The 26,985-nt window shown below is 73.4% G+C and carries 36 protein-coding genes and 1 pseudogene; 20 read left to right on the top strand and 17 right to left on the bottom strand.

Going from position 1 to position 26,985, the window contains the following annotated elements:
* Positions 1-87 precede the first annotated feature (87 nt).
* The 4 genes from F9B16_RS08410 to F9B16_RS08395 form a co-directional block, all read right to left on the bottom strand.
* Positions 88-546 carry a carboxymuconolactone decarboxylase family protein gene (locus tag F9B16_RS08410; protein ID WP_151539417.1) on the bottom strand — a complete coding sequence of 153 codons (459 nt, stop codon included), beginning with the start codon at positions 544-546 and terminating at the stop codon, positions 88-90.
* Positions 547-651: 105 nt separating this feature from the next.
* Complete coding sequence (locus F9B16_RS08405; protein ID WP_151539416.1) at positions 652-1,134, bottom strand: RrF2 family transcriptional regulator; 483 nt, start codon at positions 1,132-1,134, stop codon at positions 652-654.
* Between the two features lie 10 nt (positions 1,135-1,144).
* Positions 1,145-2,032 carry an arylamine N-acetyltransferase family protein gene (locus F9B16_RS08400; RefSeq protein WP_151539415.1) on the bottom strand — a complete coding sequence of 296 codons (888 nt, stop codon included), beginning with the start codon at positions 2,030-2,032 and terminating at the stop codon, positions 1,145-1,147.
* Positions 2,029-5,166 (bottom strand): AfsR/SARP family transcriptional regulator, encoded by a 3,138-nt coding sequence (locus F9B16_RS08395; protein ID WP_151539414.1) that lies wholly within the window; start codon positions 5,164-5,166, stop codon positions 2,029-2,031. The genes F9B16_RS08400 and F9B16_RS08395 overlap by 4 nt, the downstream gene beginning before the upstream one ends.
* 117 nt (positions 5,167-5,283) lie before the next feature.
* Between F9B16_RS08395 and F9B16_RS54070 the strand changes: the two are divergent.
* Both F9B16_RS54070 and F9B16_RS54065 read left to right on the top strand, forming a co-directional pair.
* Positions 5,284-5,748: pseudogene (locus F9B16_RS54070) on the top strand (NAD(P)-dependent oxidoreductase); the annotation flags it as partial.
* 36 nt (positions 5,749-5,784) lie between these two features.
* Complete coding sequence (locus F9B16_RS54065; RefSeq protein ID WP_404800481.1) at positions 5,785-6,189, top strand: imine reductase family protein; 405 nt, start codon at positions 5,785-5,787, stop codon at positions 6,187-6,189.
* Here F9B16_RS54065 and F9B16_RS08385 read toward each other — a convergent pair.
* Entirely contained in the window at positions 6,155-7,549 is a 1,395-nt protein-coding gene (locus F9B16_RS08385) for a sensor histidine kinase (RefSeq protein WP_151539412.1), read from the bottom strand. The two genes, F9B16_RS54065 and F9B16_RS08385, sit on opposite strands and share 35 nt — an antisense overlap.
* Before the next feature lie 128 nt (positions 7,550-7,677).
* On the opposite strand from F9B16_RS08385, the gene F9B16_RS08380 reads away from it, so the two are divergent.
* The gene (locus tag F9B16_RS08380) at positions 7,678-8,055 is read left to right on the top strand and encodes a PadR family transcriptional regulator (protein ID WP_151539411.1); all 378 of its coding nucleotides are present in this window, start codon (positions 7,678-7,680) and stop codon (positions 8,053-8,055) included.
* Positions 8,052-9,110, top strand: a complete 1,059-nt coding sequence (locus tag F9B16_RS08375) for a hypothetical protein (RefSeq protein WP_151539410.1) — start codon at positions 8,052-8,054, stop codon at positions 9,108-9,110. The genes F9B16_RS08380 and F9B16_RS08375 overlap by 4 nt, the downstream gene beginning before the upstream one ends.
* Here F9B16_RS08375 and F9B16_RS08370 read toward each other — a convergent pair whose 3' ends face one another.
* A complete protein-coding gene (locus F9B16_RS08370; protein WP_151539409.1) occupies positions 9,111-10,001 on the bottom strand; it encodes a helix-turn-helix domain-containing protein in 891 nt (296 codons plus the stop codon). It abuts the gene before it with no gap.
* Between the two features lie 74 nt (positions 10,002-10,075).
* On the opposite strand from F9B16_RS08370, the gene F9B16_RS08365 reads away from it, so the two are divergent.
* Positions 10,076-10,876, top strand: a complete 801-nt coding sequence (locus F9B16_RS08365; RefSeq protein WP_151539408.1) for an alpha/beta fold hydrolase — start codon at positions 10,076-10,078, stop codon at positions 10,874-10,876.
* On the opposite strand, the gene F9B16_RS08360 is transcribed toward F9B16_RS08365, so the two are convergent.
* Positions 10,845-12,020, bottom strand: a complete 1,176-nt coding sequence (locus F9B16_RS08360; RefSeq protein ID WP_225991465.1) for a methyltransferase domain-containing protein — start codon at positions 12,018-12,020, stop codon at positions 10,845-10,847. The two genes, F9B16_RS08365 and F9B16_RS08360, sit on opposite strands and share 32 nt — an antisense overlap.
* Positions 12,021-12,171: 151 nt before the next feature.
* A complete protein-coding gene (locus F9B16_RS08355; RefSeq protein ID WP_151539406.1) occupies positions 12,172-12,567 on the bottom strand; it encodes an ATP-binding protein in 396 nt (131 codons plus the stop codon).
* A gap of 168 nt (positions 12,568-12,735) precedes the next feature.
* Here F9B16_RS08355 and F9B16_RS08350 point away from each other — a divergent pair, with 168 nt between their 5' ends.
* The 4 genes from F9B16_RS08350 (at position 12,736) to F9B16_RS08335 (ending at position 14,394) form a co-directional block, all read left to right on the top strand.
* Positions 12,736-13,536: a helix-turn-helix domain-containing protein gene (locus F9B16_RS08350; protein WP_151539405.1), complete on the top strand. Its 801-nt coding sequence runs from the start codon at positions 12,736-12,738 to the stop codon at positions 13,534-13,536.
* The gene (locus F9B16_RS08345; RefSeq protein WP_151539404.1) at positions 13,527-13,709 is read left to right on the top strand and encodes a DUF397 domain-containing protein; all 183 of its coding nucleotides are present in this window, start codon (positions 13,527-13,529) and stop codon (positions 13,707-13,709) included. Before F9B16_RS08350 ends, F9B16_RS08345 begins: the two co-directional genes overlap by 10 nt.
* A 19-nt stretch (positions 13,710-13,728) precedes the next feature.
* Positions 13,729-13,911 (top strand): DUF397 domain-containing protein, encoded by a 183-nt coding sequence (locus F9B16_RS08340; protein WP_151539403.1) that lies wholly within the window; start codon positions 13,729-13,731, stop codon positions 13,909-13,911.
* 93 nt (positions 13,912-14,004) lie between these two features.
* Positions 14,005-14,394 (top strand): VOC family protein, encoded by a 390-nt coding sequence (locus tag F9B16_RS08335; RefSeq protein ID WP_151539402.1) that lies wholly within the window; start codon positions 14,005-14,007, stop codon positions 14,392-14,394.
* Positions 14,395-14,479: 85 nt separating this feature from the next.
* Here the strand turns inward: F9B16_RS08335 and F9B16_RS08330 are convergent, their stop codons facing one another.
* Complete coding sequence (locus tag F9B16_RS08330) at positions 14,480-15,409, bottom strand: CU044_5270 family protein (protein WP_151539401.1); 930 nt, start codon at positions 15,407-15,409, stop codon at positions 14,480-14,482.
* On the bottom strand, positions 15,402-15,977 hold the full coding sequence (locus F9B16_RS08325; protein ID WP_151539400.1) for an RNA polymerase sigma factor: 576 nt from the start codon (positions 15,975-15,977) through the stop codon (positions 15,402-15,404). The genes F9B16_RS08330 and F9B16_RS08325 overlap by 8 nt, the downstream gene beginning before the upstream one ends.
* A 210-nt stretch (positions 15,978-16,187) precedes the next feature.
* Here F9B16_RS08325 and F9B16_RS50735 point away from each other — a divergent pair, with 210 nt between their 5' ends.
* Entirely contained in the window at positions 16,188-16,346 is a 159-nt protein-coding gene (locus tag F9B16_RS50735; RefSeq protein ID WP_192808669.1) for a hypothetical protein, read from the top strand.
* A gap of 18 nt (positions 16,347-16,364) precedes the next feature.
* On the opposite strand, the gene F9B16_RS08320 is transcribed toward F9B16_RS50735, so the two are convergent.
* Positions 16,365-16,817: a VOC family protein gene (locus tag F9B16_RS08320; protein WP_151539399.1), complete on the bottom strand. Its 453-nt coding sequence runs from the start codon at positions 16,815-16,817 to the stop codon at positions 16,365-16,367.
* Positions 16,818-16,875: 58 nt separating this feature from the next.
* On the opposite strand from F9B16_RS08320, the gene F9B16_RS08315 reads away from it, so the two are divergent.
* Together F9B16_RS08315 and F9B16_RS08310 are read left to right on the top strand one after the other, a co-directional pair.
* Positions 16,876-17,517 carry a TetR/AcrR family transcriptional regulator gene (locus F9B16_RS08315; protein ID WP_192808668.1) on the top strand — a complete coding sequence of 214 codons (642 nt, stop codon included), beginning with the start codon at positions 16,876-16,878 and terminating at the stop codon, positions 17,515-17,517.
* 92 nt (positions 17,518-17,609) lie between these two features.
* Positions 17,610-18,449 (top strand): SGNH/GDSL hydrolase family protein, encoded by an 840-nt coding sequence (locus F9B16_RS08310; RefSeq protein ID WP_225991464.1) that lies wholly within the window; start codon positions 17,610-17,612, stop codon positions 18,447-18,449.
* Positions 18,450-18,458: 9 nt separating this feature from the next.
* Here F9B16_RS08310 and F9B16_RS08305 read toward each other — a convergent pair whose 3' ends face one another.
* Complete coding sequence (locus tag F9B16_RS08305; RefSeq protein ID WP_151539397.1) at positions 18,459-18,977, bottom strand: DinB family protein; 519 nt, start codon at positions 18,975-18,977, stop codon at positions 18,459-18,461.
* Between the two features lie 29 nt (positions 18,978-19,006).
* Positions 19,007-20,041 (bottom strand): Glu/Leu/Phe/Val dehydrogenase family protein, encoded by a 1,035-nt coding sequence (locus F9B16_RS08300; RefSeq protein WP_151539396.1) that lies wholly within the window; start codon positions 20,039-20,041, stop codon positions 19,007-19,009.
* Between the two features lie 106 nt (positions 20,042-20,147).
* On the opposite strand from F9B16_RS08300, the gene F9B16_RS08295 reads away from it, so the two are divergent.
* Positions 20,148-20,615, top strand: a complete 468-nt coding sequence (locus F9B16_RS08295; RefSeq protein WP_151539395.1) for an Lrp/AsnC family transcriptional regulator — start codon at positions 20,148-20,150, stop codon at positions 20,613-20,615.
* Positions 20,616-20,667: 52 nt separating this feature from the next.
* Here the strand turns inward: F9B16_RS08295 and F9B16_RS08290 are convergent, their stop codons facing one another.
* A complete protein-coding gene (locus tag F9B16_RS08290; protein WP_151539394.1) occupies positions 20,668-21,249 on the bottom strand; it encodes a TetR/AcrR family transcriptional regulator in 582 nt (193 codons plus the stop codon).
* A 132-nt stretch (positions 21,250-21,381) separates the two neighbouring features.
* Between F9B16_RS08290 and F9B16_RS08285 the strand changes: the two genes are divergently transcribed.
* Together F9B16_RS08285 and F9B16_RS08280 are read left to right on the top strand one after the other, a co-directional pair.
* A complete protein-coding gene (locus tag F9B16_RS08285) occupies positions 21,382-21,732 on the top strand; it encodes an antibiotic biosynthesis monooxygenase family protein (RefSeq protein ID WP_151539393.1) in 351 nt (116 codons plus the stop codon).
* 109 nt (positions 21,733-21,841) lie between these two features.
* Positions 21,842-22,306, top strand: coding sequence for a DUF4267 domain-containing protein (locus F9B16_RS08280; RefSeq protein ID WP_151539392.1), 465 nt, complete (start codon positions 21,842-21,844; stop codon positions 22,304-22,306).
* A 75-nt stretch (positions 22,307-22,381) separates the two neighbouring features.
* On the opposite strand, the gene F9B16_RS08275 is transcribed toward F9B16_RS08280, so the two are convergent.
* Positions 22,382-22,531: an SDR family NAD(P)-dependent oxidoreductase gene (locus tag F9B16_RS08275; RefSeq protein WP_404800479.1), complete on the bottom strand. Its 150-nt coding sequence runs from the start codon at positions 22,529-22,531 to the stop codon at positions 22,382-22,384.
* A 142-nt stretch (positions 22,532-22,673) separates the two neighbouring features.
* On the opposite strand from F9B16_RS08275, the gene F9B16_RS08270 reads away from it, so the two are divergent.
* The gene (locus tag F9B16_RS08270) at positions 22,674-23,507 is read left to right on the top strand and encodes a phosphoribosylaminoimidazolesuccinocarboxamide synthase (protein ID WP_151539391.1); all 834 of its coding nucleotides are present in this window, start codon (positions 22,674-22,676) and stop codon (positions 23,505-23,507) included.
* A gap of 8 nt (positions 23,508-23,515) precedes the next feature.
* Here the strand turns inward: F9B16_RS08270 and F9B16_RS08265 are convergent, their stop codons facing one another.
* Entirely contained in the window at positions 23,516-24,310 is a 795-nt protein-coding gene (locus tag F9B16_RS08265; RefSeq protein WP_151539390.1) for a phosphotransferase family protein, read from the bottom strand.
* Positions 24,311-24,403: 93 nt separating this feature from the next.
* Between F9B16_RS08265 and F9B16_RS08260 the strand changes: the two genes are divergently transcribed.
* Positions 24,404-24,916 carry an ATP-binding protein gene (locus tag F9B16_RS08260; RefSeq protein ID WP_151539389.1) on the top strand — a complete coding sequence of 171 codons (513 nt, stop codon included), beginning with the start codon at positions 24,404-24,406 and terminating at the stop codon, positions 24,914-24,916.
* On the opposite strand, the gene F9B16_RS53530 is transcribed toward F9B16_RS08260, so the two are convergent.
* Complete coding sequence (locus F9B16_RS53530) at positions 24,900-25,022, bottom strand: hypothetical protein (protein WP_264159689.1); 123 nt, start codon at positions 25,020-25,022, stop codon at positions 24,900-24,902. The genes F9B16_RS08260 and F9B16_RS53530 overlap by 17 nt on opposite strands.
* Positions 25,023-25,111: 89 nt before the next feature.
* Between F9B16_RS53530 and F9B16_RS08255 the strand changes: the two genes are divergently transcribed.
* Genes F9B16_RS08255 through F9B16_RS08245 form a run of 3 tightly spaced genes read left to right on the top strand, consistent with a single transcriptional unit; the run spans position 25,112 to position 26,928 of the window.
* Positions 25,112-25,354, top strand: a complete 243-nt coding sequence (locus F9B16_RS08255) for a hypothetical protein (RefSeq protein ID WP_151539388.1) — start codon at positions 25,112-25,114, stop codon at positions 25,352-25,354.
* A gap of 24 nt (positions 25,355-25,378) precedes the next feature.
* Entirely contained in the window at positions 25,379-26,329 is a 951-nt protein-coding gene (locus F9B16_RS08250) for a GlxA family transcriptional regulator (protein WP_151539387.1), read from the top strand.
* Positions 26,326-26,928 (top strand): DJ-1/PfpI family protein, encoded by a 603-nt coding sequence (locus F9B16_RS08245; RefSeq protein ID WP_151539386.1) that lies wholly within the window; start codon positions 26,326-26,328, stop codon positions 26,926-26,928. Before F9B16_RS08250 ends, F9B16_RS08245 begins: the two co-directional genes overlap by 4 nt.
* The last annotated feature ends 57 nt before the right edge of the window (positions 26,929-26,985 follow it).

Genomic DNA, 26,985 nt, shown 5'->3' with positions numbered 1-26,985 from the left:
TCTCGTCGTCGCCGACGCTAGGAGCCGGGGGACCGGCCGGGCATCCGTCACCCGACCGGTCTCGGCAGGTCCCGGCCGGAGGCGGCGTCAGGCGCGCATCGCGCCGGCGATCTGGCGGGTCGTGACGTTGATCCGGTTCCACGCGTTGATCGCGGCGATGCACATGATGAGGGAGAGCAGGCTCTCCTCGTCGTAGACGTCGGCGGCCTCGTCCCAGACGTCGTCGGGGACGCCCGCCGGGTTGTCGGCGATGCGGGTGGCGGCCTCGGTGAGGGCGAGCGCGGCGCGCTCCTCGTCGGTGAAGTACGGGGACTCGCGCCAGGTCGCGACGGACCAGAGGCGCTCGTCGGTCTCGCCCGCCTTCTTGGCGTCGTAGGCGTGCATGTCGGCGCAGAAGCCGCAGCCGTTGATCTGGCTGGCGCGGAGCCGGACCAGTTCGAGGGTGCTCTTCGGGACGCCGCTCCTGGCGATCGCGCCCTCGAGGCCGAGCAGGGCCTTGTAGGCGTCGGGGGCGATGGCGGGAAGCCCGGTCATCCGTGCCTGCATGGTATTTTCCTTTCTAAGATGGGGGATATCCAGATTTTGCGGCCGCCGGTGCCGGGACGGCCCGGCGCCGCTCAAGTGGTCAGTGTGGTCAGTGTGTTCAGGGGGTCAGTTGCGGGCGTACCAGGCCCGCACGGTCTCCTCGATCTCCGGCGCTCCGCGCTTCACCGCCGCGCTGACGTCGGCGAGCGTCTGCTCCGCCAGCGCCCTGCGCCAGGCGAGCTCCGCCTTCCGCATGGCGGTGCTGACCGCGCAGGGCCGCCGCAGCGCGGAGGCGGGGCTGTCTGCCCCGACGCCGCGGCTGCGGATCTCGGTGCACTGGAACGCCTCCTCCGGGCCCTCGATCGCGGCCACCACGTCCATCATGGTGATCTTCTCCAGCGGGCGGGCGAGCCGGAAACCGCCGCGCGCGCCCGCCGTCGAGGTCACGAGACCGGCCTTGACCAGGGCCTGGAGTTGCTTGTTCAGGTAGGGCGGGGGGAGTTCGAAGCCGGCCGCGAGCCGTGCCGTCGGCACGGGCCGGTCCTCGCCCATCCAGTCGAGCATGAGCAGGCAGTGCGCCGCCCACTCGACCCCCTCCCCGATCCGCATAACCTGGACACTACACGTCTAGATTAGACCCGTCCACCCGCGCGACCAGCCGGGCCGGGTCGCCGCCCTCCAGGACGATCCCGAACTCCTCGGCGAGCACCTCCGGCAGCCGCGCCGGGGCCACGTCCCGCGTCTCGGTCTCGCCGGCCGGCCGCGTCACCGTCACCGCCGTCCCGTCCAGCACGAGGTGCGCCTCCGGGGAGAACCGCTGGACGAACGGCCGCCGCGTGAACGGCGACCGCGGGCTCGTCGACACGTAGTGGTTCAGCACGTCGAAGTCGACGCGGAACGCCTCGACCAGCGGGAACGAGTGCCGCCGGAACCAGCCGTCCGGGCCGCGCTGGTGCATCTCCCACACCTGCGCGCCCGCCGGCAGCGCCGCGGTGGTCCGGCCGGGGCGGAGCCGCAGGCCCCAGCCGTCCTGGTCGACGTCCGCGCCGTCGCCGGGGAACGCGAGGGGCTCCAGCGGGCCGCCGCCGAAGCCGACGTCGCACAGCAGCGCGGCCTCGTCCGCGGGCTGCCCCGGTGTCCGGACGAGCAGCAGCGCGTGCGTGCCCGGCAGCAGCTTCTCCGCTCCCATGGACACCCGGCCCGTCAGCGCCGTGACCTCGAAGCCGATCTTCTCCAGCACCGCCGCGAACAGCCGGTTGTGCTCGAAGCAGTACCCGCCGCGCGGCCGGTCGACGAGCTTGCCCTGCACCGCCGCGAGGTCCAGCTCGACCGGCCGGCCGAGCATGATCTCCAGGTTCTCGAACGGGATGGACGTGACGTGCGCCCGGTGCAGCGCGCGCAGGGTCGCGGCGTCCGGCCGCGGGGCGCCGTCGTAACCGATCCGCTTGAGGTAGGCGGGCAGGTCCAGCAGGTCGCTCTGCCAGCCGTACCCGAGGTCCTCGCTCATCGTGCTCCCTCCGTCCGCACGCGCGCGCGGCCGTGCTCGAATTCGCTCCTGAACGGGGCAACGCCGATCGTCGCCATGATCGTCCCGGCGGCTCGGTTGATATCGCCCATTTCGGCCTCGGGGAGCGGTGCGCCGGCGGACTCGCGCAGCGCGGACGCCTCGCCGAGCAGCCGCGCCGCCGCGACGTGCTCGCCCGCCAGCGCGCGCGCACCCGCCACCCCTTCGAGCGCGAGCGCGACGGCGCGCGGGTCACCGATGGCGCGCGCGCAGGCCAACCCGTCCAACTGGAGGGCGAGCGCGGCGTCGGCGTCGCCGCGCAGTTCCGCGACGTACCCGAGCTGGGCGTGCAGGAACGCGATCCCGGCGGTGCCGCCGATGCCGCGCAGCCAGCCGAGCGGCGCGCGCAGGTGCCGCTCGGCGGCGTCGAGGTCGCCGCGGGCGCGCGCGACGAGCCCGAGCCCGGCCTCGGCGAACTCCTCCGCCGACCGCGCGGCCTGCCGGGTGGCGATCCGCAGGGCCCGTTCGTGCAGGTCGCGGGCCTCCTCAAGGGCACCGGTGAGCAGCGCGACGCGGCCGAGCCCGGACGTGCGGAACGACACCTCGGGCCACATCCCGAGCTCCTCGGCGAGCCGCAGGCCCTCGCGGTGGTGGGCGGCGGCCGCCGCGTAGTCGCCGGTGATCTCGGCGCGGCGGCTGAGCGCGTCGGTCGCCTCCAGCCGTCCCCACGCGTCGCCCAGGGCGGTGAAGAGGTCCATGCTCTCGCCGCCGTCACGCTCCATGGCGGCCAGGCCGCCGTGGACGATCGCGAACTTGGCGCGGGTCGCCAGCGCGGCGGCCGTGTACCAGGGATCGGCGCGCGCGCGGAACACGGCGAGCGCATGCTCCACGCGGGCCTGGTTGGCGGAGATATCGCCGTAGGCCCAATGGACGTGGCTCAGGAACCACTCGGCGCGCGCATAGGCGAACGTGTCCTGGTCCTTGTAGCGCTCAAGAGCGGCGACACGCAGAGGCTCGGAATCGGTGGTCTCGCCCGCCAGCATGGTGAAACCCGCCAGCCACGTCTCGGCCTCTACACGCCCCGGGTCGGCCTCAGTGGACGCCTCCAGTGCCTCTTTGAAGGCGCATTGTGCCTCGCCGAACCGTCCGCGCAGGTGCCAGTACCAGCCGAGCGCGTTCACCAGCGGCAGCCCGGCGCCGTGGTCGAGGGCGGCGCGCAGGTTCGCGCTTTCCTGGTCGAGCCGCTCCAGCCATTCGCTCTGCTCCGGGCCCCGCAGCTGTTCGTCCGCACGCCGCGCCAGGTCGGTGTAGTAGCGGACGTGGCGTCGCCGCAGTTCGGCCTCCTCGCCGGCTTCGCGCAGCCGCTCCAGCCCGTACGCGGCGACCGATTCCAGCAGCCGGTAGCGGCCGTCCCGCGCGCGCGCAACGAGCGAACGGTCGACGAGCCGCGCCAGGACCCCGGCGTCCGCGCCGCACACGTCCTCCGCCGCCGCGAGGGTGCAGCCGCCCGCGTGGACGGCGAGGCGCCGCAGCACCGCCCGCTCGTCCTCTCCGAGCAGCCCCCAGCTCCAGTCGATCACCGCGCGGAGCGTCCGCTGCCGCTCCGGGCCGCCGCGCCGGCCGTCCGCGAGCACGCGGAACCGGTCGTCGAGCCGCGCCGCCAGCTCCCGCACCCCGAACGCCCGGACGCGCGTCGCGGCCAGTTCCAGCGCGAGCGGGACGCCGTCCAGCCGCCGGCAGATCGCCGCGACCCACGGCGCGGACGCCGCGTCCAGCGCGAACCCGGGGTCCGCCGCCGACGCCCGCGCCGCGAACAGCCGCACCGCGCCCGACTCCGGCAGCGCGTCGAGGTGTGCGTCGGGCGCGGGCAGGTCCAGCGGCGGGACGATCAGCAGCCGCTCGTCCGGCAGGCCGAGCGGTTCGCGCGACGTCGCGAGGATCCGCAGGCCGGGCGCGGCGGCGAGCAGCCGCCCGGCCAGGTCCGCGACCTGCTCGATCACGTGCTCGCAGTTGTCCAGGACGAGCAGCGTCCGCCGCGCGCGCAGCGCCTCGCCGAGCCGTTCGGCGGCACCGGACCCGGGGTCCGGGGCCGCCTCGTCGCGCAGCCCGAGGACGTGCCCGATCCGCCGGGCGACCTCGGCGGGCGTCGCCGGACGGCCCGCCGCCAGCTCGACGAACCAGACGCCGTCCGGGTGGACGGCCGCCGACCGGGCCGCCGTCTCCACCGCCAGCCGCGTCTTGCCGACGCCGCCGGTGCCGGTCAGCGTCACCAGCCGGTGCGCGGCCAGGAGCGCGCGGGCCCGCTCGACCTCGCGCTCGCGGCCGATCAGCTCGCCGAGCGCGGCGGGCAGGCGCGGCGCCGTCCGCGGGCGCCGGGTCTCGGACGGGTCCTGCTCCAGCATCGACTGGTACAGCGCGGTCAGTTCCGGGCCGGGGTCGACGCCGAGGTCGGCGGCGAGGCGTTCCCGCAGGTCGTGGTAGCCGGCGAGCGCCTCGGCCCGCCGTCCGGCGCGGTACAGGGCGCGCAGGTGCGCGGCGCGCAGCCGCTCCCGGAGCGGGTGCTCCGCCACCGCCGGGGTCAGGTCGGCCGCGACCGCGGCGTGCTCGCCCAGGTCGAGGCGCGCCTCGGCGTGCTCTTCGAGCGCGGCCAGCCGGCGTTCCTCCAGGCCGGCGGCGAGCGCCTCGGCGAACGGGGCGTCCGCGAAGCCCTCGAACGCCGGGCCCCGCCACAGTGCCAGCGCGGACCCCAGCAGGTGCGCCTTCGCGACCGGATCGGCGGCCCGCCCGGCGCGGGCGAGCAGCGCCGCGAACCCGCCCGCGTCCACGGCGTCCGGCGGCAGGTCCAGTGCGTACCCGGGCGGACGGGCGGCGACCAGCGCCCGCGCGCCGGGCTCCGCGTCGTCCAGGACCTTCCGCAGCTGCGAGACGCGGGCTTGGAGCGTTCCCACCGGGTTGCGGGGCGGCCGGTCGCCCCACAGCGCGTCGATCAGCCGGTCCACCGGGACGGCCCGCCCCGGCTCGGCGAGCAGGCCGGCGAGCAGCACCGCCAGCAGCGTCCGGACCTTGGGCTCGGGCACCCGGACCGGCGTCCCGCCGGACGTCCACCCCATGAGCGGGCCAAGCACCCCAAAACGCACACCGCCAGCGTAACCAGCGCTACGGACGGACCCGCAGCCCTTCCGTAGCGCCCCAAGCCACCTTGGAGTCCGCACAGGCGCCGCACAGGCGCCGCACCCAGCGCCGCACAACAACGCTTTAGGGAGAACCACATGAAGTCGCCGGTCACCGTCATCGGCCTAGGCCCCATGGGCGCGACCATGGCGCGGACGTTCCTCGACAACGGCCACCCCACCACGGTGTGGAACCGCACCCCGTCCAAGGCCGCCCCACTGGTCGAGCAGGGCGCGACCCTCGCCGCCACCATGGCCGACGCGCTCGCCGCGTCCGACCTGATCGTCATCAGCCAGACCGACTACCAGGCCATGTACGACTCCATCGGCGACGCCGGCGTCAAGGGACGCGCCCTGGTCAACCTCAGCTCCGGCAGCCCCGGCGAACTGCGCCGCGCCGGCGACTGGGCCCGAGAGAACGGCGCCGACCTGCTGACGGGCGGCGTGATGGTGCCGCCGCCCGGCATCGGACGGCCCGGCGCGTACGTGTTCTACAGCGGCCCCGAACCCGTCCTCGACCGGCACCGCGACACCCTCGCCGAACTCGGCGACACCACGTACGTCGGCACCGACCCGGGCCTGTCGATGCTCTTCTACCAGGCGCAGCTGTACCTGTTCTGGTCCACGCTCGTCTCGTACATGCATGGCGCGGCCCTGCTCGGCACCGCCGGGGTGCCCGCGCACCGGTTCCGGCCCTTCGCGGCCGCGACCCTGGAGGCGCTGACCGGCGACGGCCCGATGGGCTTCCTCGGCATCCTCACCCGCGCGATCGAGGAGGGCGCGTCCCCGGGCGAGGCCAACAGCCTCCGCATGCAGGCCGTCGGCGCCGGCCACGTCGTCGAGGCCAGCCGTGAGGCAGGGATCGACACCGCCGGGCCGGCCGCCCTCCGGGACCTGTTCCGGCGCGCCGTCGACGTCGGCCACGGCGCCGAAGGGCTGTCCGGTGTCATCGACGTCATCCGCCATCCGGGGCGAGCGGCAGGCGCATGACGAAGCACGCGCCGCGCTCGCTGTCGGCGATGGTGAGGGTGCCGCCGTAGATCTCCGCGATCTCGCGGGCGATCGGCAGCCCGAGGCCCGTCCCCTGCGGGTCCCGCTCCCGCGACTCGGTGAGCCGCGCGAACCGCTCGAAGACCCGTTCCCGCTGGTCCGGGGCGATGCCGTGGCCGTCGTCCAAGACCTGGAGCACCGCCGTCCCGCCGTCGCGCCGGACCGTCACCTCGACGCTCGACTCGGCGTGCCGCTCGGCGTTGCTCAGCAGGTTCCCGAGCACCCGCGCGATCCGCACCGGGTTCGCCCGGACGACCACGCCCGGCTCCAGCCGGGCCGTGACCCGCACGCCGTCGCCGCGCCGGTCCACCTCGCGGCGCGCCGCCTCCGCGAGGTCGACCGGCTCCACCGGCTGCGGCGCCCGCGAGTCCAGCCGGGACAGCTCCAGCAGGTCGATCACGATGTCGTTGAGCCGCTCGGCGTCGCGCAGCGCCGAGCGGAGCAGCGGCCGCGACTCGTCGTTCGCCTCGTCCAGCGCCATCTCCAGCTGCATGTGCAGCCCGGCGATCGGGTTGCGCAGGTCGTGCGAGGCGTCGGAGATGAACCGGCGCTCCCGGTCGGTCGCCTCCTCCAGCCGCTGCAGCGTCCCGTTCACCGTCTCCCCGAGCGCCTGGATCTCCCCGTGCGTGCGCGGGACGAACACGCGCTGGCGCAGGTCCCGCGCGTCGAGGTCCGACAGCTCCCGGCGGATCCGGTCGATCGGGGCGAACGCCCGGCCGATCGTGTGCCACGTCCACCACGCGACGAGGGCCAGCAGCACGAGCAGGACCGCGACCAGGCTCAGCGGCAGCCCCCACACGTTCAGCAGGCTCGGCAGCGGCTCGGCGGAGACGACCATCACCCCCGGCCCCCACGGCGACCTGTTCACCACCCGCAGGCCGAAGATCCACGCGCAGCCGGGGATCGACGCCGGGCACGCCCGCCGGTCGACGAGCAGGCTCCCGGACCTGAGGTCGGACGACGCCAGCGGCGGCTTGCCGCGGGCCGGGGGCGACGCCGCGAGGACCCGCCGGCCGTTCGGGCTGACGATCTGCACCAGGCCGGTCTCGTCCGGACGGGTCGTGAGCGCCACGTCGGCCTGCCCGCGGAGGATGTCGAACGTGATCCGCTCGGTGGTGCGCTCCGCCTTGTCCGCCTCGCGGCGCTCCAGCCAGTCGCGGACGAGGAGCATCCCGAGCACGAGGATCACGGTCAGGAACAGCGCCGCGAACGCGACGGTGATGACCGTCGCGCGCCCCCGCACGGACACCAAGAGCCGGTTGCGCCAGTACTGGACGCGCTCGCTCCTGCTCTGCGCCACGGCCGTCCCCCGGGATCGTCACACTACGTGGTTGATCGCTACCAAGCGTACGGGTCCGCAAACCTGTCCGCCGGGTCCGACGGGCCCGGCGGTTGCCGATAGTCAGATGATCGATATATAAAGACCGCATGAGCAAGCCGATGCAGGAACCGACGTTCCTGATCCTCACCGCGCTCGCGGACGGCGCGCAGCACGGCTACGGGATCATCGCCGACGTCGAGCGGATCTCCGCCGGCCGCACCCGGCTGCGCGCCGGCACCCTGTACGCCGCCCTCGACCGGCTCCAGGCCGAACGCCTCATCGCCCCCGACCGCGAGGAGGTCGTCGACGGCCGGCTCCGCCGCTACTACCGGCTCACGGAGGACGGCGCCGCCGCCCTCGCCGCCGAGGTGGAGGCGCTGCGCCGCCGCACCGAGGCCGCCGCCCGCCGCCTCGCCGCCTTCCGCCTCCCCGGCGGCGGCACCGCCCCGGCGTTCGCCGCCCTGTCCCCGAAGGGACTCCGTTGAGCACGCTCGAAGACCGCTACCGCCGCCTCCTGGCCTGCTACCCGGCCGCCCACCGGGAGGCCCACGGCGAGGAGATGCTGGACGTGCTGCTGGCGTCGGCGCGGCCCGGCCAGACCCGCCCGTCCCTCGCCGACACCGCCGACCTGCTGCTCGGCGCCGCCCGGATCCGGCTCCGCCGCGCCATGTCCGGCCCGAGGACGTCCCTCTGGCCGGACGCTCTCGCCATCACCGGCTTCCTCGCCATGCTCCTGCTGATGGTCGAGGCCGCGCGGTTCGCCGTGGACGTGCCGACGCTGGTCGACGCCGCCACCGCGCAGGGGCACGGAACCATCGGGGTGTACGGGCTCCTCTACTTCTTCGGCACCGGACCGTACTGGCTCGCCTGGACGGTCATCGCGGTGCTCGCCTGGCGGGGCCACCACCGCCGCGCCGCCATCGGCGCCTGCGCGGTGACCGCCGCCCAGGTCGCCTTCGCGGCCTACGGGACGGCCTTCCAGGATTACGCCTACGCATACCTCGGCAGGGACTTCGCCGGAACCTCGCTGCCGCTCGCGCTGCTCGCCACGGCGTCCCTCACCGTGTCGCCCGGCCCGCGCCGCGGCGCCCGCCTCCTCGGCCGCGCCCGCCTGGCCGGCGCCGCGACGGTGGCCGCCGTCCTGCTCGCGCTCCACACCTACCCGGCGTTCTCCCTGCTCACCGGCGGCCGGACCGGCGTCGATCCGCGCGGGACCATGGACGGCCTCATCGCCGCCGCACGGACCATGGGCGAACTGCGGGCGGCCGGTGCGCTGGTGACCGCCGTGCTGGCCGCCGCCGCGCTGGCGCGCGACCGCACGAGCCGCCGCGCGTTCGTCCTGCTCGCCCTCGCCGGCGCTCCCGCCCTGGTCAACGCGGCCGGCGACGCCCTTCCGGACAGCGTGCCCGCCGCCCTGATGCTGCTGCCGGGATCGCTGCTGGTCGGCATGGCCGGCCTCGTCGTCGCCGGGCTCTGCGTCCGCCTCGTGGAGTCTCCCGCCGGGACCCGGGCGCGCCGCCGCGTGCGGTCGTCGGCCTGATCAGGCGGAGCCCGTCGCGCTCCGCTCCGCGGCGGGCGGCGCGTCCGTCGCGGGCGTGCGGGCGCGGCTCGCGAACGCGCCGGGAGCGAGGCCGGTGCGGGTGCGGAAGAACTTGGAGAAGTTGGCGGGGTCGTCGAAGCCCGTCCGGCGGGCGCATTCGGCGACCGTGACGCCGGTGTGCGCGAGGAGCCTCTTCGCCTCCAGCACCACCCGGTCGTCGAGGAACCGCTTGGCGCTGCGGCCGGCCGCGTCCCGCGTCGCCCGGCTGAGGGTGCGCGGCGAGTAGCCGAGCCGGCGGGCGTACCAGGCGACCTCCCGCGACTCCGCGAAGTGCGCCTCGACGGCCGCCGCGTAGGCGGTGAAGGCCTCCCGTCCGGCGGGCGGCGGGGGCGCGCAGTCTCCGGCGCGCAGCAGGAGCACCTCCAGCAGCGCGCGCAGGATCGCGGTACTGCCCGGCATCGGACGGGTCCGGGACGCGTCGTACTCGCGGCGCAGGTGGTCGGCGGCGAGCCGGACCAGCGCCGGACGCCCCGGCTGCCGCCAGCTGACCGGGCCGAAAGGCTCCGCGCCAGGAGAACCGTGCGGGACGGCTTCGGGACGGAAGAGCACGAGGGTCCCGTCCACGCGGGCGATGTCGTCCCAGCGGTGCACGTTGCCCGGCCGGATCCAGACGATCGTGCCCGGCTCCAGCCGGTGGTGGACGAAATCCACCGTCACCGTCCCCTGCCCGGAGCCGACGATCGCGAGCACATGGAAGTCCGCCCGCTGCACGGGCGGAGGCGCACTGCCTGCGGGCATGGCCCGCAACTGGAGGAACGTGATCACTTCGACGCCGCCGTCCGCCGCGTAGCGCAGTGACCGGATCCCGTCCCGCTGTCCGTTTTTCACCATAGACGGGCCGGAGCTTACCTGTTCCGCGAGGTCACCGCTCCTTAGCGTCGAAGCAGACGAAAAGGAGAGCACAGATGGACATGCGACACGTGAACGTCCAGGGCGGACGGCTGCCGGTGCGGGTACGCGACGGCTCGCCGGAGGCACTGGTGTTCCTCCACTACTGGGGCGGCTCCCACCGCATCTTCGCCCCCGTGATCGACCGCCTCGCCCCGGGACGCGCCGTCGTGGCCTACGACCACCGCGGCTGGGGCGCGTCCCGCGACCTCCCCGGCCCCTACGGGATCGAGCGGCTCGCCGACGACGTCCTCGACGTCGTCCGCGGCCTCGGACTCGACCGGTACGTCCTCGTCGGGCACTCGATGGGCGGGAAGGTCGCCCAGCTGGCCGCGTCGCGGCGGCCCGAGGGGCTGGCCGGGCTCGTCCTCATCGCCCCGGCCCCGCCCCGCCCCACCGCGGACGCGCGGGCGGCGGAGGCTCTGTCGCACGCCTACGACAGCCGCGCGACGGTGGACGACGCGCTCCAGCACGTCCTGACCCACCGCCCCCTGCCCGCGGACCTGCGCGAACAGGTGCTGACCGACAGCCTCGCCGCCAGCGGCGACGACGCCCGCCTCGCCTGGCCGCGGCACGGCATCACCGCCGACATCACCGCCGCCGCCGGCGCCATCGACGTCCCCGTCCACGTCCTGGCCGGACGGCACGACCGCGTCGACCCGCCCGCGTCCCTCAAAGCCGACCTCCTGCCCGTCATCCCGGCCGCCCGCATGACGGTCATCGAGGACACGGGCCACCTGTCACCCCTGGAGGCCCCCGGCGAACTCGCGGCCCACATCGACCACTTCACCACCACTCTCGCCCCATCCCGCTCGTAACGCCGTACCGCCGGGCCCCTCCGCCTCCGATCACGTTGGACGGACGCTCGAACCAGACCCGCAGCCCCTCCGGACCGGCGACGAGCCCGAACCGGTCCCGCCCGGGACTTCCCCACCCGACCCAGCGCAGGTAGGCGGCCTCGACCTCGTCCCACAGCCGCCGCTCACCGCCCTGGACCACCGGAAAGTCGTCCGCGCCCGCCCGGTACGAGCACCGCGCCCACGACGTGCCCGCCTCGTCCACGAGCACCAGGCTCGGCCGCCCCCGGACGATCCGCTCGCCACCGAGCACGTCGGGCAGCATCCCGGCGATCGCGACGTCCGCCCCGTACGAGCCGCGGGTCACGGACCGCGGATCCAGCCGGGTCCGCGTCTCGTCGCCGTCCCGGCCGAGGTCACCGAAGCCGGGACTGCGCTGCGACCGCAGCATCATGTAATCGGCCGACCCATGGAACCGCCCGATGGCGCGGCCGTCGCCCGTCACCGTGAGCCGCGCTTTGTGCCCGTCCCCGAACGACGGCATCCACGGGAAGAGGATCACGCCGCCCGGCCGCGTCTGCTCGATCCAGCTCGGCGGCAGGACGGTGACCCCGCACGTCACGTGGACCCGGTCGAACGGCGCCCGCGCGGGTACGCCCTCCTCGCCGTCGCCGACCACCAGGTCCGGCGCGAACCCCGCCTCCCGCAGGTTCGCCGCCGCCCTCTCCGCGACCCGCGCGTCCACCTCGAGGGACGTCACCCGCCCGGCGCCGAGCCGGGACGACAGCAGGGCCGCCGTCCACCCCGTCCCCGTGCTGATCTCCAGCACGCGGTCGTGATCCCGGGGCGCGAGCAGTTCGAGGAAGCTCACCACCGCCCCGGGCGCCGACAGCGACGACGTCCACGCCCCTTGACCGGACGCCGGATCGCCGGCGCCGTCGTCCACCTGCGTGATGATCGCGGCGTCGGCATAGGCGGCCTCCCGCCACCGCTCGGGATCGGCGGACCGGTCGATCGCGAAAGCAGCACCGCCGCCATCAGGCACGCACCAGCCACGATCCGGCGCGAACAAATGGCGCGGCGCCGCGTGCATCGCCCGCTCCCACTCCGGACCGCGCAGGTCACCGCCGTCCCGCAACCGCCGGACGAGTTCCGATGCCGTCACTTCCCCCTCTTTCCGCCGCCACCGGTGTTGTCGTCGTCCCTTCTTGTCCGGGGGAATCGGCTGCCCGGGCCGATGCGTGTCGCCATTGTTGTCGTGCTTACCCATTTGCCTTACCTCCTTGTCTCGAGCCGGAGCCGAACTGTGCGACCCCCTAGAGGCCGCATTTCACCCACGTCACTTTTCCGCCTTCCACCAGCGGCCGAGTGCCCCAGGAAAGCGCGAGCTCCGAGACCATGAACACCCCGCGCCCGGACGTCGCCTGGAGATCCTCCGCGCACACCACCGGACGGCCGTCCCCGCCGTCCCACACCTCGATCACGGCGCCGCCGTCCCGCTCGTCCCGGAACACCCGCACCACGACCGGCCCATCGCCGTGCACGCACGAATTCGTGACGAGCTCGCTCACCAGGACGCGCCCGATGTAGTCGTCACGCGAACCCCATTCCCGGAACCATTCCGCGAGGAACCGCCGCGCCAGCCCCGGAGCCCGATCATCCGGCTCCAACACCAGCGTCGGCACCTCCGGTGTCATGGCATTCAGGGACATAGCACCCACCCTCCCTGGCAGATTTCGGATTCGGCAGGCACCAGCGAAGCGCATGAGCAACACTTTGCGTGACAACAAGAGTTCATTTGCGTAATCACGCCTGTCGAGGTTGGCGAGCGCTCGCCGCTCCTTGCCGGGCGGCGCGGAACGGTTGCGGGAGGATGCGACATGGTCCGGAAGGCTCGCCACAGCTCGCAGGCCATCAGCCCTACGCTCATCGCGTTCGGGAACCAGGTGCGCTATTACCGCGAGCGGATGAAGCTCAGTCAAGACCGCCTCGGTGAGCGCTTCCCCGTCAGCGGCTCGTACATCGGGCAGATCGAGGTGGGCAAGACCCGCTGCACCGAGGAGTTCGCGCAGCAGCTGGACGAGATGGTCGGTGCCGACGGGTGCCTGGCCCGGCTCTGGAGGGACCTCGTCCAGGACGCCGCCTACCCCACCTGGTTCGACTGGCCCGCCATCGAGCGCGACGCCGGAATGCTCCAGACCTTCCAAATCTCCGTGGTGTACGGGCTCCTGCAGACTCCCGACTACGCGATGGCTCTGCTGGAGGACAAGGCGGCAGTGGAGGCCCGCATGGCGCGCCAGAGCATCCTCTTGCGGGAGGACCCGACCCCGCCCTCCATCGCCGTCCTCTTGGACGAGGCCGTCCTCTACCGTGAAGTCGGCGATCACCGAGTCATGCGAGAGCAGCTAGAGCATCTGATCGAGGTGCAGGGAAGGCGCCTTACGGTGCAGATCGTGCCGTGCGCGGTGCACGAGGGCCTCTCCGGTTCCTTCGTGCTCGCGACCATGGCGGACCGCAGCGAGGTAGCTTATGTGGAGACGGCGATACGCGGTCTCACGATGGCAGGCGTCGGGGACGTGGCGAAACTTTCCGAGTCGCTATGCTCCCTGCGGGCCAACGCTCATTCCGTGCGAGAGTCCATGGAGATTATCCGTAGGGTGGTAGCGGAGAGATGGACCTGAACAACATTCCCTGGCGTAAGAGCAGCCACAGCACCAACAACGGCGGAGACTGTGTCGAGCTTGGCGCTCTTCCCAATGCCGTCGTCGCGCGAGACAGCAAGGACCCGGACGGCCCGAGGCTGGTGTTCGATCGGCGGGCGTTCGCGGAGTTCCTGATGCACATCAAGCTCTAGCGCCCGCAGGGAGCACGTGATGGACATGACCGGGGCTGTCTGGCGGAAGTCGAGTTACACCACGTCTAACGGCGGCGATTGCGTGGAGTTGGCGTCGGTGCCGGGGACGGTGGCCGTCCGCGACAGTAAGGATCCGGACGGTCCCAGGCTGGTGTTCGATCGGCGGGCCTTTGCCGAGTTCCTGGCCGGAGTCAAGCGGTAAGCCGTCGGGTGGCGGTGACCGGGTGCGCTGAGCGACGGGAGGGCCGGCGTGGTGACCGCGGACGGTCACCGGGGGCCGCCTAGCATCACGGAGATGCTGAGCAATGCACGGTTCGAAGCGCGCATTCCCACCCAGGACCTGGCCCGGGCCCGGCGCTGGTACGCCGAGAAGCTCGGCCTCGAACCGGTCGAGGAGCGCCCCGGCGGCCTGCGGTACGAGGGCGCGGCCGGGGTCTTCTGCCTGTTCGCCTCGGCCGGTGCGTCCGACGGCTCGTTCACTCAGATGGGCTTCTACGTCGACGACATCGAGGCGGCGGTGGCCGGGCTGCGGGCCCGCGGCGTGGTGTTCGAGGAGTACGACGGCGCCGTGAACGGGATCATGGACATCGAGGGCAACTACCCGAGCAAAGGACGCGGCGAGCGGGCCGCCTGGTTCCGCGACAGCGAAGGCAACATGCTGGGCATCGCGGAGATAGTGCCCTAGTCCGGCGACATGCTCGTGGGGTTGCGGCGTGTCGTTGTCATGGGGGCGCCATGACAGAACACGCCGCAACCCGGCGGGGGCTGGATCAGTGGTTCTGGGCCTTGAGCTGCTGGTTCTCCTTCTTGATGTAGGGGATCTGCTCGCGCCAGGGGACGATCCGGCCGGGCAGCGTGTTCGTCCAGCCGGACGTCGTCTGCGACGGCCCGACGGGATTGGGCCCGTCGCCGAACCCGCCCCAGCCCTCGACGCGGAGCTGCGTGCTCTTCGGGTCGACGACGATCGTCTCGGTGCCGTCGACGTGCGTCCCCGCGTCGTTCATGTACGAGATCTTGAGCCGGTAGCCGCCCGCCGTCCTGCCGAGGTTGTCGATGTGGGGCATCGCCGCGAGGGCGCGGTAGGCCGCGGCGCGGACCTTCGGCGGGGCGGGCGCCTCGGAGAGCACCGACTGCAGCAGGTCGACGGTGTAGAGCTCCGGCCTCTCCCGCGCGGCGGGGACCGTGACGCTCTTGAGCAGCGCGGCCTTGAGCCGTTCCGGGTCGGTCGGCAGCCGCTGGACGCCGGCGAAGTCGAGGTCGGAGATCCTCATCACCGGCCGCTTCTCGACGCGGCTGACCAGACCGGGCGCGGCGCTGAGCCACGTGCTGCCGTCGCTCCGCGTCCACGTCTCGGAGACGTGGGTGACCTTCCCCATCGTGAGGACCAGCTTGGTGTGCCAGTACGTGCCGGACGTCGCGGGCTTGGTCTCCGCGGTGGTCGCGGCGGCGAGCATGACCTGCCGTCCGGACAGCACCGGCTCCTTCTTCGCGTCCGGCGCCGACAGGTCGGAGACGACCACGGCCGCCGCCGCCGTCACGGCCGCGAGCCCGGCGCCGGCGACGATCCACCGCTTCCTGCGCCTGGGCTTGGCGGGGCCGCCGCGCATCGTGTTCTGGAGCCGGTGCCGGCTGCGGTCCACGGCGTCGGCGGACGGTTCGGGCCCGGCCAGCGCGGTGCCGAGCATCGTCAGTTCATCCATGGAATGCCTCCGGCCGGATTGCGTCGTGCAGCTTCTTGCGGGCCCGCGATAGGCGGGAGCCCACCGTGCCCTGGGGGATGCCGAGCGCGTCCGCGACCTCGTCATAGCTCAGCTCGGCCAGCGCGACGAGGAGCACCACGTCGCGTTCGCCGGGGGAGAGCGAGGCGAGCGCCTTGGCGAGCTGGGGCCGCATGCGCGCGGCCGCCGTCTCGGTGACGACGCGGTCCTCGTGGCTGCCGACCGCGGGGGCGTCGCCGGCGGTCCGCGCCATGGCCCGGTAGCGGCGCGCCTCCTTGCGGCGGTGCTGCGCGACGAGGTTCGTGGCGATCCCGAACAGCCAGGCGCGCAGGCTGCCCCGTTCCGGGTCGAACCTGTCGCGCTTCCCGAACGCCAGGCAGAACGTCTCGGCGGCGATGTCCTCGGCGATCTGGGCGTCCAGGCGTCCGGCGACGTAGCGGTAGACGTCCCGGAAGTACCGGTCGTGGACGCCGGTGAACCGCTCCGGGTCCCGCCGGAAGCCCGCCACGAGGTCGAGGTCGGTCGGCGACTCACCCAATCCGGCGGTCACGTACCTGTCCTGTCATTGCGGAACCTTTCGAGTGTTCGGCCAACGATCACCCGTACTCCGCCGAACCCCGCCCCCGTCTTCCCAACCTCACCGGAAGCGTCGAAGGTACCTTGCCAAGTGCCTGCACCAACCCCGGACCGGAGGCACACGAGCCATGCACGCGGTGACTTTTCCTTTGCCGTCCGGAGACACGTGGACTCGGGCGGGCGGGTGGAGACCGACGAGACCGCGCCGGCGTTCGCGGTCTACACGTATGAGCTGGACGACGCCACCGGCGGATACGTCGCGACAGGCGTGCAGCACGACCGGATCACCGTGGCCGTGCCGTTCGATCTGGACATTGAGCTGAAGGGCGTGCGTGAGCGCTGACGCCGCCGGAGGTCGCCGCTACTGGGATGGTTCCGTGGGGCGGGCGTAGCCGGGGCGGGCGGAGTGGTCGAGGCCGTGGGCCGCCCAGCTGTACAGGTGCAGCTGGAGCCCGTCGGGGTCGGAGAAGACCAGCAGCCAGCCGATCGAGGCTTCGATCACCGGGGAGTGGTCGATGCCGAGTCCGTCGAGGTGGGCGGCCCACGCCTCGATGTCGGCCTGGCCGGTGACGGCGAAGCTGACCGGGTCGAACCCGGCGCAGCCCTCGGCGGCGGCTGGGTGGACGCGCAGGGCCAGCAGCGTCGGGCCGAGGCCGGGGACGCGCCCGGCGACGCCGCGGACGGCGCCGTCGGCGTCGGGGAACTCCATCTCCACGGTGAAGCCGAGGACGCGGGAGTAGAACGCGGTCGAGCGGGTCAGGTCGGTGACGGGGATCTTCACGTGGTGGATCCCGGCCAGCTGCGGCTCGGTCATGGCTGCCTCCGAATTTCGCCGCAGTAGTACTGCGACCAATACAGGTAGCATGCTCCGCATGGGAGACACCGTCAAGCGTGCGTACCGGTCGACGGCCCGCGCCGCCGCCGCGGCGGCGCGGCGGGGACGCATCAGGGAGGCGGCGGTCCGGCTGTTCGTGGAGCAGGGGTACGCCGCCACGACCATGCGGCAGATCGCGGTCGCGGCCGAGGTGGGCGAACGCACCCTGTACGACGCGTTCCCCTCGAAGGCGGCCCTGTTCTCCCATGCCCTGGACGTGGCCACCGTCGGCGACGAGGAGCCGGTCGCGGTCGCCGCCCGGCCCGAGATCGTCGCCGCCCGGGACGACGCCGACCCGCGCGCCGCGATCGCCCGGCACGTCGCCTACTCCGCCGCGCTGCTGGACCGCGCCGGAGACCTGATCATGGTCAGTGTCGAGGCGGCGGGCGCGGACCCCGACATGCGGGCCGCCGCCGACGCCGGCGCGGCCGCCACGCACCGGGTCCACCTCGCCCTGGCCGAGAGCCTGCACGCCCGCGGCGCCCTGCGCGACGGCCTGGACCCCGCTGCGGCCGCCGACGTCATGTACGCCCTGGTCTCCCCGCACGTACACCGGCTTCTGCGTCGGCACCGGGGCTGGAGCGGCGAGCGCTACCGGGGCTGGCTTGAGGAGTCCCTGGCGCGGGAGCTCCTCGGCTGATCAAAAAGACAAAGACGTCTGTTTATTGTCACTCGAGGCTCTAGTACCGCCGTCCCGCCCCGTCCAGGATCGTCTTCGGGCTACGAGAGGGCGTGATTCGATTGGCGAGCCGGTTGACGGTGCTGTTCGCGATGGTGGTGCTCGTCCTCGGCTCCGGGGCCGCGTCCGCCGCGTCCGCCGCGTCCGCCGCGTCCGCCTCGGCGACGTACTACCTGGCGCTGGGCGATTCGGGCGCGGTGGGCGTCCAGGCAGGACAGGGGCCGACGGACGAGGGCTACACCGACGTCCTGCACGCCGCGCTGAAAGCGGAGCATCCCGGGCTGCGGCTGGTGAAACTGGGATGCCCGGGCGAGACGACGACCACCATGCTCAAGGGCGGGATCTGCGCCTACCGCGCCGGTTCCCAGATGGACGCGGCGCTCGACTTCCTCAAGCGGCACCGCGGCCGGGTCCGGTACGTCACCTTGAGCATCGGGGTCAACAACGTCGGTTGCCTGCTGGAAGGCGACCTGGCCTGCGGCCTCAAGGGCGTCGGAAGCCTCCTCGCCGAACTGCCGCAGATCACCGGCGGGCTTCGGGCGGCGGGCGGCGACGTCCCGGTCTACGCGTCGATGACGTACTACGACCCCGGCCTAGCGTCCTGGGTGAAGGGCGACCGCGCCACCGCGATCGCGTCCGTGCCGATGCTCGACGCGTTCAACGGCGTGCAGCGGGGCGCCGCCCTGGCGAGCGGTTTCAAGGTCGCCGACGTGAACGCGGCCTTCGCCACGCATGACTTCTCGACGCAGGTCACGACGGCCCAGTACGGCACCGTCCCGCTGAACGTGGCGCGGATCTGCGCCTGGACCTCCCAGTGCGCCCAGGGCGACGGGCACGCCAACGCGGCCGGGTACCGGACGATCGCCGGCGCGTTCCTGCGGGTCGTGTCCTGACCCCCGCCGTCACCTGCCGCGGGCGCCGTCGATGCGTTCGCGGAGGAGGTCCGCGTGCCCGTTGTGCTGGGCGTACTCCTCGATCATGTGGACGAGCACCCAGCGCAGCGACACCGCCCCGCGCCAGGCGTCCCGGCCCTCCACGTCGAGGTGCGGCGCGCCCGCCGCGAAGGCGTCGGCGAACGCGACCTCGTCGCGCCAGGCGTCCCACGCGGCGCCGATCACGGCTGGGTCCGGCACGGCGCCGTCGAAGTCGCCGTCCGGGTCGTCGGCGGACGAGAAGCGCGGCGGCGCGTCCTGCCCGGCGAGCACCTGCCGGAACCAGCGGCGCTCGACGTCGGCGAGGTGCCGGACGAGCCCGAGCAGCGACAGCGTGGACGGTTCGACGGCCCGGAGCGCCAGCTCACCGCCCAGGCCCGCGCACTTCAGCTCCAGCGTCGCCCGCTGCGCGCCGAGGACGTCGAGGAGCAGGCGGCGCTCGCCGCCGACCGCGGGGAAGGCGAACCTGCTCTCGTCGCCAGCGAACAACTCGGCCCTTCGTGCGCGTCCGGTGCCGCTCACGGCGCCGCCGTCCGGACGCGGCGGCGGGCGAGCTCGTCGGCCGCCTCGGCGGGGGTCCGGCCGGAGCGGGTCGCGGTGTCGAGCAGGCCGGTAACGGTGTCCTCGATGGCGGCGACGCGGGCCCGGGCCTCGCCGGGGCCGAGACGGTGCAGCTCCGTGGTGACCGCGTGGATCACCCCGCCGGCACTGGCGACGTAGTCGGGCACCCACAGGATGCCGCGCCGGTGCAGCAGGTCCGCGACGCCGGGGGAGGCGAGCTGGTTGTTCGCGGGCCCGACGACGGCCCGGCAGCGCAGGCGGGCCACGGTCTGCTCGGTCAGGACGCCGCCGAGGGCGGCGGGGACGAGGACGTCGACGTCCGCGCCGAGGATCTCGTCCGGGCCGGTCCAGGCGGCGCCGAGCGCCTCCGCCTTCGGCCGCTTGGCCGGGTCGATGTCGGTGACCGTCAGCTCGGCGCCCTCCGCCGCGAGCAGGCCCGCGAGGTGCTCGCCGACGTGCCCGAGACCGATGATCCCGAAGCGGCGGCCCGCCAGGCTCCGGGTGCCGTACAGGTGGCGGGCGGCGGCGCGCAGCGCGGCGAGCGTCCCGTCCGCGGTGTGCGGGGACGAGTCGCCGCTGCCGCCGGCCTCGGCGGGCCGGCAGAAGACGTGCGGGGTGATCTCGCCGATCACCGCCATGTCGGCGGGCGCGGTGCCGACGTCCGGACCGGCCGAGTACGCCCCGTCCAGCGCGGCGACCGCGTCGCCGACGTCGTGCAGCGCGTCGCGCCGCCGGGGCCCGTCCAGCACCGTGCCCTCGGGGAGCGCCACCACGGTCTTCCCGCCGCCGTTGGACAGCCCGGCCGCCGCGAACTTCGCGGTCATGGCGGCCGACAGCCGGAGGGCGTCGGCGAGGCCGTCCCGCCAGCCCGGATACCGCCACATGCGCACGCCGCCGGCGGCCGGGCCGAGCGCCGTCGAATGGACGGCGATGATCACCGGCAGCCCGGTGCGCGGGCCGGTCCGGATGACCACCTGTTCGTGGTCGAGCATCGCTCCCCCTCCATCTGCACGCCTTCATCTCAGAGAATCAAGCAATTGAGAGCAGATGGCCATACGCACCGAACGAATGTTTGATATTGGTGCTACGTTCCCGGGCATGGACGAACTTGATTCGGGGATCGTGCGTCTTCTCCAGACGGATGCGCGGCAGTCCAACCGGGAGCTCGCCCGCAAGCTCGGCATCGCGCCCTCGACGTGCCTGGAGCGGGTCCGCGCGCTCACGCGCCGGGGCGTGATCCGCGGCTACCACGCCGACATCGACCCCGCCGCCCTCAACCGCCGCGTCCAGGCGCTCGTGTCGGTCCAGGTGCGCCCGCTGAGCCGCACCGCGATCGACGCGTTCAAGGAGTTCGCGGGCGGGCTGCCGGAGGTGCTCCGGGTGTTCGTCCTGTCCGGCGACGACGACTTCCTGCTGCACGTCGCCGTCCAGGACCTCGACCACCTGCACGCCTTCCTCGTCGACCGGCTCGCCGGCCGCCGCGAGATCACCGGCTTCCGGTCGTCGATGATCTTCGAGGAGGTCGCCGGCGGCGCCCCCGCCCGCCTACCGTCCCCGCCCGCCTGACTCTCCGGGGCTCGGACCTCCGGCCGCGTTCGCGCCGTCCCCGACGGGTCCTTCAGGGCGTGGGGGCGGTGAGGTAGCGCTGGATCGTGGGTCCGAGCCAGTCCACGATCTCCTCGCGGCCGAGCGCCACGCTCGCCGGGAACCGCAGCACGTAGCGGGTCAGCGCGAGCCCCAGGACGGTCGAGGCGCACAGGGCCGCCCGCGCCGGCGCCTGGTCCGGTTCCGGGCCCACTCGGCGGGCCAGCGGGATCAGCTGGTCGCGCACCACGAACTGCATGCGCTCGGCGGCGGCGGGGTCGGTGGCGCCGACCCGCAGCAGCGCGGTGAGCCCCTCGTTCTCCTCCCACAGGGTGAGGAAGTGGCGCACCAGCGTGCGGCCGAGATCCTCGCGGGGTTCGACGGGCAGGCCGGGCAGCCCGGGGTCGATCGAGACGGCCGCCGCGAACAGGGCCGCCTTGTTGCCGTAGTAGCGCATCACCATCGACGGGTCGATCTTCGCGTCGCGCGCGATGGCCCGGATGGTCGCCTTCTCGTAGCCGTCCTCCGCGAACCGCACGCGGGCGGCGGCGAGGATCGCGGCGCGGGTGGCGTCGGAACGCCGTGCGGCCTGCTGGTTCTCCGTGGCGCCGGTCATGCCAACAAGTGTAGGCCAACACCTGTTGACAATCCAACGCGGCGCGATCTACGTTTGCCAACACACGTTGGCCAACAAGCGTTGGCGAAGTCGCGTGGCACGACCGACCGACCGCGAGAGGAAGTACCGAAGATGGCCGAGTTGAAGAGCCTGGACCCGAGCACGCCGATGTTCGCCCAGTTCGCCGAGAAGACCGGACCCATCGTCCTGGCCAACACCTTCCTCGTCCCGAAGGAGCGGGCCGAGGCGTTCCTGCCGCTCTTCCGGAGGCAGGCCGAATTCATGAAGGCGCAGCCGGGATTCGTCTCCCTGCAGATGCACAAGGGAACGGCGGACAGCCGACTTCTGATGAACGTCGCGGTCTGGGAGACGACCGAGGCGCTCGCCGCCGCGTTCGGCAACCCGGAGTTCCAGCGCATGGCCGCCGAGTTCCCCGACGACATCGTGTCCTACCCGCACATCTTCGAGCGGATCGACGTCTGACACCGCCGCAGTGACCGGAGTGCCGACCGCGCACCGCCCCGCCTTGCACCGCCCCGCTTCGCACCGCCCGCCTTACCGCCCCCGTTCCGAACGTCGAAGGAGAAGCGCCATGTCGCTGAAGAACGTCAACACCGTCCTGGTCACCGCCTGCGCCCTGTTCGTCCTCTACCTCGGGCTGTCCTTCATCCTGGCCCCGGCCGCGTCCACCCAGGGCGTCGGCCTGCCGAGATGGCCCGCCGGGAACGGGGACGGCTTCCTCGTCATGAAGGGCACCCGCGAGTTCGCGATGGGCCTGGTCATCGGCGTCCTGCTGCTGACGGGCCACCGCCGCGCCCTGGGCTGGGTCCTGCTGATGGAGGCCGTCGCCCCGTTCGGCGACATGATCAACGTGCTGGCCCACCGCGGCTCCACCGCCGCCGCGTTCGGCATCCACGGCCTGACCTCGGCGCTGATCGCGATGACCGGTCTGCTGATCCTCCGCGAGACCCGCAAGGTCGCGGACGGCCGGCGGTCCTCCACGGCGACGGGCACGGCGTCGGCGTCCGGTTCCGCACCGCTCCGCACAGCGAACTGATCAGGGTTCACCGCCCGGCCGCACCACCGCCCCGCGCAGCGTTGTTCGCCTCCGGCTCTCGCCGGAGGCGAACCCTCATCCGGTCCCACTCGTCCACGAGCAGCGGCGGGCGCCCGCGACCACGCGGTGCCCCTCGCCGGCGAGGCGGGCGGCGGTGGCCGCGCCGATGCCGCTCCTCGCCCCCGTGACGAGGACGACCTTGGACCCGTGCTGGTCAGTGCTCATGCCGGGAGCGTCGCAGCGCCCGCCGGACGGGACGAGAGGCGCGCTTCTCCCGGGAGGGGCGCACCCACGCGGACGGCCGGGGAGCCGCTGCTGGGATCATTGGCGGGAGCACATGGTGAGCGGGAGTTTTGAGGGGGACGGCGTGGAGCTGCTGCACTCGGGGAAGGTCCGGGACGTCTACGCGGACGGGGACGACCTGATCCTCGTCGCGTCGGACAGGGTGAGCGTGTACGACGTCGTCCTGCCGACGCTGATCCCCGACAAGGGGAAGATCCTCACGCAGCTGTCGCTGTGGTGGTTCGAGCAGCTCGCGGACGTCGTCCCGAACCACGTGATCTCGGCCGACCAGGTGCCGGACGAGTGGGCGGGCCGGGCGATCCGGTGCCGGCGGCTGACGATGCTGCCCGTCGAGTGGATCGCGCGCGGCTACCTCGCGGGCCTCGGCCTGAAGGAGTACGAGAAGGGCGGCACCGTCTCCGGCATCGCGCTGCCGGACGGGCTCGTCGAGGCGTCGAGGCTGCCGGAGCCGATCTTCACGCCGACGACGAAGGCGTCCGAGGGGCACGACGAGTTCATCACCTACGACGACGTCGTCGCGGAGATCGGCGCGGACACCGCCGCGCGGCTCAAGGACGTGACCCTGGAGGTCTACAAGCGGGGCGCCGCGATCGCGGCGGAGCGCGGCATCATCATCGCGGACACGAAGCTGGAATTCGGGCGCGCCGCCGACGGCACGCTCGTCCTCGCCGACGAGGTGCTGACGTCCGACTCGTCGCGGTTCTGGCCGGCGGACGAGTGGGAGCCGGGCCGCGCGCAGCGCTCGTACGACAAGCAGTACGTCCGCGACTGGAGCAGCACGCTGGACTGGGACCGCACGCCGCCCGGCCCGGCCATCCCGCAGGACGTCGTGGACGCCACCCGCGCCCGCTACATCGAGGTCTACGAGCGCCTCACCGGCCGCCCCTGGCGGTCCTGACCGCCAGGTCAGAGCAGGCCGAGCAGATGCTCGGCCTGGTGGTGGAGGGTACCGGGCGGGTTGCGCGGGTGCTCCGGGTCGTCGGACAGCAGGGCGAGCAGCCAGAAGACGGCCAGCAGGCGCCGGCATTCGGGAAGCCGGGCCCGCTCGGACGGCGCCAGCTCGAACCGGCCGAGCAGGACGTCGGGGGCCAGGACGTTCTTCGCGGAGACGTGTTCGGCGACCTCGGCGAGCTCGTAGGCCCGGTCGCCGCGTCCGGAGAACTCGAAGTCGACGAGGCGGACGCGCGACCCGTCCCACAGGAAGTTGGCGAGGTTGCCGTCGCCGGTGCCGAACACGGGCGGCGGCTCGGCGGCGAACACGGTGTCGAGGTGGGGTCGGCGGAGCCAGTCGCGGGCGCCGCGGAGGGCGGCGGCGGTCAGGGGGTCCGGGGGCGGTGGCACCCGCTCTGACCAGGCGCGGAGGTTCTTCAGGGCGTCGAGCGGGCGGAGCAGCCGCGGGGGCAGGGCGGCGACGGCCGCGGCGGGGATCGCGTTCTGGGAGGCCGACATCGCCTCGACGAGCGCGGTGAGCTGCGCGTCCGTGAGCGGGGCCGAGAGCGGCTCGCCGGGGAGGCGGGACATGGTGATGCTCGGCGGGTCGTCCCCGGCGGCGTAGCGCAGCGGTTCGGGGGCGAGGGCCGGCGCGTGTTCGGCCAGCAGGGTCAGCGCCCGCCATTCGCGTTCCGGCTGCCCCAGGTCCCAGGTCCGGTACCGCTTGGTGACGGTCGCGGGCCCCATCTCGACGGCGTGGGTGGTCGCCATGGTGGGGAGCGTAGCGGTGGGGTGAACGGGGGGCGGGTGCGGAGACGTACTGGGCGGTGACGGGCTGCTTTCGGACCGAGGGGGGCCGTCTGCGTGGGCGTCGAGGACGTGCTCGGAACCGCCGGCCGCGTCGCCGGCCATGGCCGGTACGGGGGAGGCGGTGGTGTGGACGGGGAAGGGCTCGTGGTGCTCGGCTCGGTGACGCTGCCGGGTGTCGGCAGGTCGGTGGGATGCGCGCGGGCGTTCGTCCGGGACCTCCTGGCGGGCCTCCCGGACCGCGACGACGTGGTGATGACGGTCAGCGAGACCGTCGCGAACGCGGTGACGCACACGGCGTCGGGCCTGGAGGGCGGCCTCGTGACGGTGACCGTGGCGGCCGGGTCCGGGGCGGTGCGGCTGGAGGTGACCGACGACGGGGCGTGGGGGACGCGGCCGTACGTGAAGGACGAGCCCGGCGCGGAGACGGGCCGGGGGATGCGGATCGTCCAGGGCCTCGCCGCGCGGTGGGGCTACCGGGCGGACGGGACCCGGACGGTGGTGTGGGCGGAGTTCCCGGCCCCGGACGGGTGGGTCCGGGGCCGGGATGCCGTCAGCGGCCCCGGTTGAACTGCCGGGTGGGCATCCGGCCGGCGGCGCGGCGGTTGTTCGCGAACGTCGCCGACCTGAAGTCGGTCTTGCTCTTCTTGACCTTCTTCTTCGTCGGGAAGGGCACGTTTTCGGGATTGTGGGAGCGCATGGAGAAACCACCTCCGGGCATGGGCGTATCGCCGCCGTGAAAGGGTGTCGGAAAAGGCCGCAGGCATGACGGGAACGCTGGTCACGCGAGTGCGCGTCGACCAGTGGAAGTGTTCGCGGAATGTCGCCTTCGGCGTGGAGAACGGGAGCGGGCCCGGCGGAATGCGGGGCGGCTCGACCTGGAAGTATCAAAGCTCCATGCCGATGATCATGCCTGAGCCCGGCAATGGTGTCAACCGCTTTTTCGGCGAATTCACGGCGGGCGAGGCGATGACGCGAACTGTGGGGTACGTGTCGTTGACGCCATGACCGGCCGGGACACACCCTGGAGCCATGCGCGTCGCGTTCGTGATCTATGACGGGTTCCAGGGGCTGGACCTGACCGGGCCGTTCGAGGTCCTCCAGGCGACCGGGCGGTACGAGTGCCTGGTCGTCGGGCCGCAGGCGGGCCCGGTGACGTCCAGCAGCGGGCTGCCCGTGATCGCCTCGCACGGCGTCGGCGACCTCCCGCCGGAGGGGTTCGACACGGTGCTGGTGGTGGGCGGGACCGGCGTCGACCGGGCCCGCGGGGACGCGGCGCTGGTCCGCTGGGTGACGGGCGCGGCGCGGGACGCGCGGCGCGTCGCGGCGGTGTGCAGCGGGGTGATCCTGCTCGCCGAGGCCGGGCTGCTCGACGGGCGGCGCGTCACGAGCCACTGGGGGCGCGAGGCCCAGCTCAGGGCCGAGTACCCGGCGCTGCGCGTCGACTGCGACCCGATCTTCATCCGGGACGGGCGGATCTGGACGTCCGCGGGCGTCACCGCGGGCATGGACCTCGCGCTCGCGCTCGTCGAGGACGACCACGGGCGGGCGGCCGCGCACGCGGTCGCGCGGGAGCTGGTGATGTTCCTGCGGCGGCCGGGCAGCCAGTCGCAGTTCAGCGTGCCGCTGTGGTCGGCGCAGCCGGCGTCGGACCCGATCCGGGTCGCGGTGACGGCGGTGCAGACCGATCCGGGCGCCCGGCACAGCGTCGCCGACCTGGCCGAATGTTCGGGGCTGAGCCCGCGGCACCTGCAGCGCCGGTTCACCGCCGAGATGGGGGTGCCGCCGTCGGTGTACGTGGAGCGGGTGCGGATCGAGGCGGCGCGGCGGGCGCTGGCGGAGGGCGACGAGCCGGTCGAGGCGCTGGCGCGGCGGCTCGGGTTCGGCACCGGCGAGACGCTGCGGCGGGCGTTCCACCGGCGGGTCGGGGTGGCGCCGTCCGACTACCGGGACCGATTCCGAGGGACGAAGGAGTACGCATGACGACCTACGGGCTGCTGGTGTTCGAGGACGCCGAGGAGCTGGACTTCGCGGGGCCGTGGGAGGTGTTCACGGCCTCGGCGATGCTGCGGGAGCAGGACGACAGGGCGGTGCTGGTCGCGGAGCGGCCCGGGCCGGTGCGCTGCGCGAAGGGGATGCGGGTCGTGCCGGACTGCACGTTCGACGACCACCCGGAGCTGGACGTCCTGCTGGTGCCGGGCGGGCGGGGCGCCCGCGTGACGCAGATCGGCAACGCGGCGCTGACGGGCTGGATCGCGAAGACCTCCGAGCGGGCCGACTGGACGGCGAGCGTGTGCACCGGCTCGTTCCTCCTGCACGAGGCGGGCCCGGCCAAGGGGCGGAGGGTCGCGACGCACTGGGCGTCCGAGGACCAGCTCGAGGCGCGCGGCGACGTGACGGTCGTCCGGGACGCGCGGTACGTCGTGGACGGCGACCTGGTCACGAGCCAAGGCGTGTCGGCCGGTATCGACATGGCGTTGTGGCTGATCGGCCGCATCCACGGGCGGGACCACGCGCGCGCGGTGCGACGCTACATCCAGTACGAGCCGGCCCCGCCGTACATGGCCGACGAGCCGCTCTAGGCCCGCCCCCGCGCGCGCCCTACAGCCGCCGCAGGGGCCGGGTTGGTTCCGAATCGG

This window comes from Actinomadura montaniterrae, assembly GCF_008923365.1.
GTDB lineage: Bacteria > Actinomycetota > Actinomycetes > Streptosporangiales > Streptosporangiaceae > Spirillospora > Spirillospora montaniterrae.
Note: the sequence above shows the minus strand (reverse complement) of the source record. Positions and strands in the feature narration are given on the sequence as shown.